This window comes from Ruegeria sp. HKCCD6604, from assembly GCF_013110635.1.
Taxonomy (GTDB): domain Bacteria; phylum Pseudomonadota; class Alphaproteobacteria; order Rhodobacterales; family Rhodobacteraceae; genus Ruegeria.
Genome location: NZ_WVQW01000013.1, coordinates 63,059 through 69,324, shown reverse-complemented (window position 1 = coordinate 69,324; position 6,266 = coordinate 63,059). Strand labels below are relative to the sequence as shown.

Here is a 6,266-nt window from a genome sequence, read left to right as displayed (position 1 = left end):
CAGCGCCGGTGAAGGGGGTTCTAAGTATAACAAACAAATCCCGCAAGCAGAAAATACACAAAAACAGAAGAAATTCTTGAAAAGCTCATTTATCGATTAATTACATACACTTAAATCGGACCCACCAAGCGTGCTGCCGCTGACAACCATGTAAAGGCAGGTCAGAATTCCCGGTTCAGCGCGTTATGCACATGATTACCCACAGACTCACCTCCGAGTCAGGCGGAATCGGCCCTGTTGGACCACAAAGACAGGTTGGGAATCGGCAGGCGCAGGGCAAGCAGGGCGATGATGGCAGCCAGGTAAGCAAGCGGCTCGATCTGAAAACCTTTTGCCAGCAAGAGGTAATGCATCGCCCCCAACAATGCGGCCGCGTATACAAGGCGGTGCAGCTTGCGCCAGCGCAGTCCCAGTCGGCGCACCGACCAGTTGTTGGAGGTCAACGCCAGCGGAAGCAGAAGAAGGAACGCCGTCATGCCGACCGTTATGTACGGGCGTTTGAGGATATCCGCCCAGATCTGGCTGGGAAGCTGCACATCCAGAACCAGCCACACAAGAAGATGCAACGCGACGTATACAAAAGTGAGCACCCCGATCGCTCGGCGAAACTTCATCAGGTTGAGACCGACATGCCGGCGCAGGGGTGTGACCGCCAGACCGGCAATCAGCAACTGAAGGGCCAGTTCCCCATATCTGTGCTCCAACGCCTCAATCGGTTCGACCCCCAGACCACCGGTCAGGCCAAGATAAAACAGCCAGGGCGCGGGCAACGCCCCCAGCAGATATATCGCCCATACCGGAATACGGCGGAGTGTCTGGTTAATCGACTGCATGATTCTAATAGTTCTTGGCCAGATCCATGCCCTCGTAAAGACTGGCGACCTCTTGTTCATAGCCGTTGAACATCAGGGTCGGCTTACGTGACGCGAAAAGCCCGCCCCCGATCTCGCGTTCGGAAGCCTGAGACCAGCGTGGATGGTCCACGTTGGGATTCACATTACTGTAGAACCCGTATTCGCGTGGATTGGACATGTTCCAGCTGGTGGGCGGTTCATCCTTTGTAAGCGTGATCCGAACGATCGACTTGATCGATTTGAAGCCGTATTTCCAAGGAACGACCAGACGCAAAGGCGCACCGTTCTGGTTGGGAATCGGGCGGTCGTAAATTCCGGTTGCCATGATTGTCAGAGGGTGCATCGCCTCGTCCAGGCGCAAGCCCTCTCGGTACGGCCAATCGAGAACGGGAAACCGCGTTCCCGGCATCTCGTCCGGGCGATACGCCGTCTCAAAAGCCACATATTTCGCGCCGTCTTGCACGCCCGCCATATTGAGAAGGTCGGCCAGCTCAAACCCGTTCCACGGAATTACCATCGACCAGGCTTCCACACAGCGGAAGCGGTAGATCCGCTCCTCTATCGTCATCCCGGACAGGATGGCCTGAAAATCATAGTCGCCGGGGCGGTCGACCAGACCGTCAATCGTGACGCTCCAGGGTTCGGTCACCAGCGTATGAGCATATTTCGCCGGGTCATCTTTTCCGGTCCCGAACTCATAGTAGTTGTTGTAGGTGGTGATCTCTTCCCACGTGTTCGGCTCCAACCCATCCTGTGCTGCCGCCGGTTTGGCCATCGCAGTCAGGCCGACACCTGCCAGCCCGGCCATAACCTGCCGCCGGTTGAGGAACGCCGCCCGGGGGGTGACGTCGGCATGTGTCAAAGTATTGGTCCAGCGATGCGCCATGTGGGTCTCCGTCATCTTCAGTGGTCGCTATTGACGTAGTGTGCTGATAGCACAGAGCCACGGAAACAGGCGTAACGATTGAGCGAAGTGATTGTAACGTTCCGATGTGACTGAGCATTCGAGTAACGTTTACAGCACCGAAAACCATAGACTAGAGAGCTTTTGGAGCCCGGCGGAAAACCGCGGTTTTAGTGGATTACCGTCAGAACACGGGTACAAAACTTTACAATTGCGGGCGCAAGGCTGCACTCTGTCAGACGGGCGCCACGCCAAGCCGAACGCGAGGCAAGGCTGCGATTGCAGCCTTTTGGCCGCAATGGGAGGAAGAAAAATGTGTGATATCTGCGTAATGAATGCCGTCAAAGACAAGATGCTGTCTCGTCGCGGGTTCTTCAAAGCTGCCGCCGCTTCGGGTGTTGCAGCAGCCGCAACCGGGGCCGTCGCGCCGGCAGCATTGGCGGCCGGGCATGGCGGTGTCGAGGATATGACCCATACGCTGAGCCCGGATTTCCCGACATGGGGCGGCGAACCCGGCATTTCCGCCGAGCAAGCATTCAACTTTGCTGATCACGGCTTCAATCTGTTCAACCTGTCAATCAACGAACATACGGGCACGCATATCGATGCGCCGCTTCACTTCTCGGCGGATGGGACGTCGGTTGATGAAATCCCCGTCACGGATCTGGTCGCCCCCTTATGCGTCGTGGACATCGCCGCCCGAGCGGCCGAAGACGCTGACACGCGCGTCACCCCGGACGATCTGAAAGCCTGGATTGCGGCCAATGGCGATATCCCTGATGGTGCCTGCGTGGCGATGCACTCCGGATGGGCAGGCAAAACCGCCACGGATGAGTTCCGCAATTTCGACGGCGAAGCGCAGCATTACCCGGGCTTCCACGTTGAAGCCGCGCAGATGCTGATGGAAGAGACCGGAGCGCGATCAATTGCCGTTGATACCCTGTCTCTTGATCACGGCATGTCCGCAGATTTCGCGACACATTACGCTTGGTTGCCGTCAGGCCGGTTCGGGATCGAATGTCTGGCTGGGCTGGATCGCGTGCCTGCGTCTGGTGCAACGCTGGTGATCGGCGCGCCCAAGCACCAAGGGGGCACCGGCGGGCCGGCCCGGATCTTTGCATTGGTCTGACGAATTCCCGGGCGGCTGACCAACGCCCGCCCGGCCATCTTTCCGGCAGAGCCAAACTTCTGCCAAAGTTGCAGACCAAGACTTCGTGCATTCTTGATCTGTTTGGGACACCCTGCCTCCATGTTGCTCAAACCACTTGTTGTTTCTCTGTCTTTGCTGTGCGGACCGGCATTGGCTGATGTGCAATCGTGCAAAAAGCTGTTTGAGCGCGCGCCGCAGGTCCTGAGCGATCTGAACCAGATCGGGTCTGAAGTTTATGAAGACAGCCATCCGGGCCTCGGCTATTCCGCCACTTTTGCAGACCCGTCCTCCAAGATCACGGTTTTCTTCTATGACCATCAACAAAGGGACGTCTCATCCGAAATGGCCCTTGAAAGCTTCAAGCAAGCTGCACGCGATATCGCTGCAATAGCTGCGCGGCGCGGTGCCGAGCTTGGCGAAATCAACGCCTATCAGTTGCGTGATCCGTCGCAGGTGTTGCCGTATCGGGCCGAGGCCAAGGCATCGGATGGCCTGTCCGAACTTCTGGCAGTCGGCGTCGTGGAAAATTGTATTGTGAAGCTGAGGTTCACGGCCCAGTTTCAAATGGAGAAAGCGCAGGTCTGGATGAAGGTCCTCAGTGATTATCTGAACAAAGGCTATGGAAAGCCGACATGAAAAAGGCCCGCCAAAAAAGCGGGCCTTTCGGTTCACGGTGTCAGATCAATGCACCACGGCATCGTCCGGGCGGGGTCGCTCGGAAGTTCCCAAACGATCGCCGATGATCAAACCATCCGGCCCGGCGGTGACCGGAACGACGTCACCATCCTTGATCTCACCGGCCAGCAATGCCTCGGCCAGCGGGTTCTGCAAGGCACGTTGGATCACGCGTTTCAGCGGGCGGGCACCGAAGATCGGATCATAGCCTTCATTCGCCAGCCATTCCTTGGCGCCGTCGTCCAAGGCCAGTTCGATCTTGCGGGCGGCCAAACGTTTCTGCAGACGTGCCATCTGGATATCGACGATGCCATCCATATCGGCCCGCTTGAGGCGGTCAAAGATGATGGTTTCGTCCAGACGGTTCAGGAACTCGGGCCGGAAATGCGCCCGAACCGCGTCCATCACATCGCGCCTTGCCTGAGCGCTGTCCGCACCTTCGGGCAACTGGCTGAGCGCCTGAGACCCAAGGTTCGAAGTCAGGATGATCAGCGTCTGCTTGAAGTCCACGGTACGGCCCTGACCATCGGTCAGCACGCCATCGTCGAGAACCTGCAACAGCACGTTGAACACATCCGGGTGTGCCTTTTCGACCTCGTCGAACAGCACGACCTGATAGGGCCTACGCCGCACGGCTTCGGTCAGCACACCGCCTTCGTCATAACCTACATAGCCCGGAGGGGCACCGATCAGACGAGCAACCGCGTGTTTCTCCATGAACTCGGACATGTCGATGCGCACCATCGCGTTGTCGTCGTCGAACAGGAAGTTCGCCACGGCCTTGGTCAGCTCGGTCTTACCCACGCCAGTCGGCCCAAGGAACAGGAACGAGCCCAGCGGGCGGTTTTCGTCGTTCAGACCCGCACGAGCACGGCGTACTGCATTGGCAACAGCGGTGACTGCCGCATCCTGACCGATCACGCGCGAATGCAGTTCTTCTTCCATCCGCAGCAGTTTCTCGCGTTCGCCTTCCAGCATTTTGGCGGTCGGAATGCCCGTCCAGCGCTCGACAACGCTGGCGATCTGTTCCGGACGCACCGTTTCCTCGGCCATCATGGCGTTGCTTTCGGCATTCTCGGCCTCGGACAGCTTTTTCTCAAGCTCGGGGATGATGCCATAGGACAGCTCACCCGCCTTGGCGAGGTTGCCTTCGCGCTTGGCGATTTCCAGATCGGCCCGCGCCTTGTCGAGCTGTTCCTTCAAATCCCGCGCGCCAGCCAGCTTGTCGCGTTCGGCCTGCCACTGCGCAGTCATCTCGGCGGATTTTTCCTGAAGTTCGGCAAGATCCTTCTGCAAGGTTTCCAGGCGATCCTTCGATGCCGCATCGTCTTCCAGCTTCAGCGCCTCTTCCTCGATCTGCATCTGAAGGATCTGACGATCCAGCTGATCAAGCTCTTCGGGCTTGGAGTCCACCTCCATCCGCAGACGCGACGCCGCCTCGTCGACAAGGTCGATGGCCTTGTCGGGCAGGAACCGGTCGGTGATATAGCGATGCGACAGGGTCGCCGCCGACACCAGCGCCGAATCCGAGATGCGCACGCCGTGGTGCAGCTCGTACTTCTCTTTGATACCGCGCAGAATGCTGATCGTGTCCTCGACCGTCGGTTCCTGAACCATCACCGGCTGGAAGCGGCGCGCAAGGGCCGCGTCTTTTTCGACATATTTGCGATACTCGTCCAGTGTGGTCGCACCGATGCAGTGCAGCTCACCCCGTGCAAGCGCAGGCTTGATCAGGTTGGCGGCATCCATCGCACCATCCGATTTGCCCGCGCCAACCAGCGTGTGCATCTCGTCGATGAACAGGATGATCTCACCGGCGGCCTCGGTCACCTCGGTCAGAACAGCCTTGAGGCGTTCTTCGAATTCACCACGGTATTTCGCACCAGCAATCAGCGCCCCCATGTCAAGCGCAAGCAGCTTCTTGTCCTTCAGCGATTCCGGCACGTCGCCGTTGACGATGCGCAGGGCCATGCCCTCGGCGATCGCGGTTTTACCGACGCCGGGTTCACCGATCAGAACCGGGTTGTTCTTGGTGCGGCGCGACAGAACCTGCATCGCGCGGCGAATTTCCTCGTCGCGGCCGATGATCGGGTCGATCTTGCCTTCGCGCGCGGCCTCGGTCAGGTCGCGGGCATATTTCTTGAGCGCGTCATAGCCCTCTTCCGCCGTTGCGGTGTCAGCAGTACGCCCCTTGCGGATGTCGTTGATGGCTTCGTTGAGCTTTTGCGCAGATACGGCACCCGCCTCCAGCGCCTCTTTGGCCTTGGATTTGACCATGCACAGCGCCATCAACACGCGTTCGACCGGAACAAAGCTGTCGCCCGCCTTGGTGGCGATCTTTTCAGCCTCGTCCAGAACCTTGGCCGTCTGGCCGTCCATGTAAATCTGGCCGGCATCGCCGCTGACTTTCGGGATCTTGCCCATAGCTGCGTCAAGCGCCTCGACCACGCGGTTCGGCGCGCCGCCCGCGCGTGTGATCAGATTGCTTGCCAGCCCCTGATCGTCATCCATCAATGCTTTGAGTATATGTGTGGGCTCCAGCCTCTGGTGCCCCTCGCGCAGCGCAATGGTCTGCGCCGCCTGCACGAACCCCCGTGCACGTTCGGTGAACTTGTTCAAGTCCATGGTATTCTCCTTTTCCAAGCGCCCGGTGAATTTGCGCCCGCTTGGCAGCACGCAGTGG

5 protein-coding genes are annotated in these 6,266 nt (G+C 58.8%); 2 read left to right on the top strand and 3 right to left on the bottom strand.

The window, feature by feature from the left end; genetic code table 11:
• Window positions 1–218: 218 nt before the first annotated feature.
• Window positions 219–833: a protein-methionine-sulfoxide reductase heme-binding subunit MsrQ gene (gene msrQ / locus GS614_RS20580; protein WP_171727210.1), complete on the bottom strand. Its 615-nt coding sequence runs from the start codon at window positions 831–833 to the stop codon at window positions 219–221.
• A gap of 4 nt (window positions 834–837) precedes the next feature.
• The gene (gene msrP, locus GS614_RS20575; RefSeq protein WP_171617684.1) at window positions 838–1,740 is read right to left on the bottom strand and encodes a protein-methionine-sulfoxide reductase catalytic subunit MsrP; all 903 of its coding nucleotides are present in this window, start codon (window positions 1,738–1,740) and stop codon (window positions 838–840) included.
• A gap of 331 nt (window positions 1,741–2,071) precedes the next feature.
• On the opposite strand from msrP, the gene GS614_RS20570 reads away from it, so the two are divergent.
• Window positions 2,072–2,887 carry a cyclase family protein gene (locus tag GS614_RS20570; protein WP_171120595.1) on the top strand — a complete coding sequence of 272 codons (816 nt, stop codon included), beginning with the start codon at window positions 2,072–2,074 and terminating at the stop codon, window positions 2,885–2,887.
• 120 nt (window positions 2,888–3,007) lie between these two features.
• On the top strand, window positions 3,008–3,544 hold the full coding sequence (locus GS614_RS20565) for a hypothetical protein (protein WP_171727209.1): 537 nt from the start codon (window positions 3,008–3,010) through the stop codon (window positions 3,542–3,544).
• Between the two features lie 45 nt (window positions 3,545–3,589).
• Here the strand turns inward: GS614_RS20565 and clpB are convergent, their stop codons facing one another.
• Entirely contained in the window at window positions 3,590–6,208 is a 2,619-nt protein-coding gene (gene clpB, locus GS614_RS20560; RefSeq protein ID WP_171727208.1) for an ATP-dependent chaperone ClpB, read from the bottom strand.
• Between the last annotated feature and the right edge of the window lie 58 nt (window positions 6,209–6,266).

Bases quoted from the DNA above. Each gene is read 5' to 3' on its own strand.
- GS614_RS20570 (WP_171120595.1), top strand. From the start codon at position 2,072: ATGTGTGATATCTGCGTAATGAATGCCGTCAAAGACAAGATGCTGTCT.
- GS614_RS20565 (WP_171727209.1), top strand. From the start codon at position 3,008: ATGTTGCTCAAACCACTTGTTGTTTCTCTGTCTTTGCTGTGCGGACCG.
- clpB (WP_171727208.1), bottom strand. From the start codon at position 6,208: ATGGACTTGAACAAGTTCACCGAACGTGCACGGGGGTTCGTGCAGGCG.
- msrQ (WP_171727210.1), bottom strand. From the start codon at position 833: ATGCAGTCGATTAACCAGACACTCCGCCGTATTCCGGTATGGGCGATA.
- msrP (WP_171617684.1), bottom strand. From the start codon at position 1,740: ATGGCGCATCGCTGGACCAATACTTTGACACATGCCGACGTCACCCCC.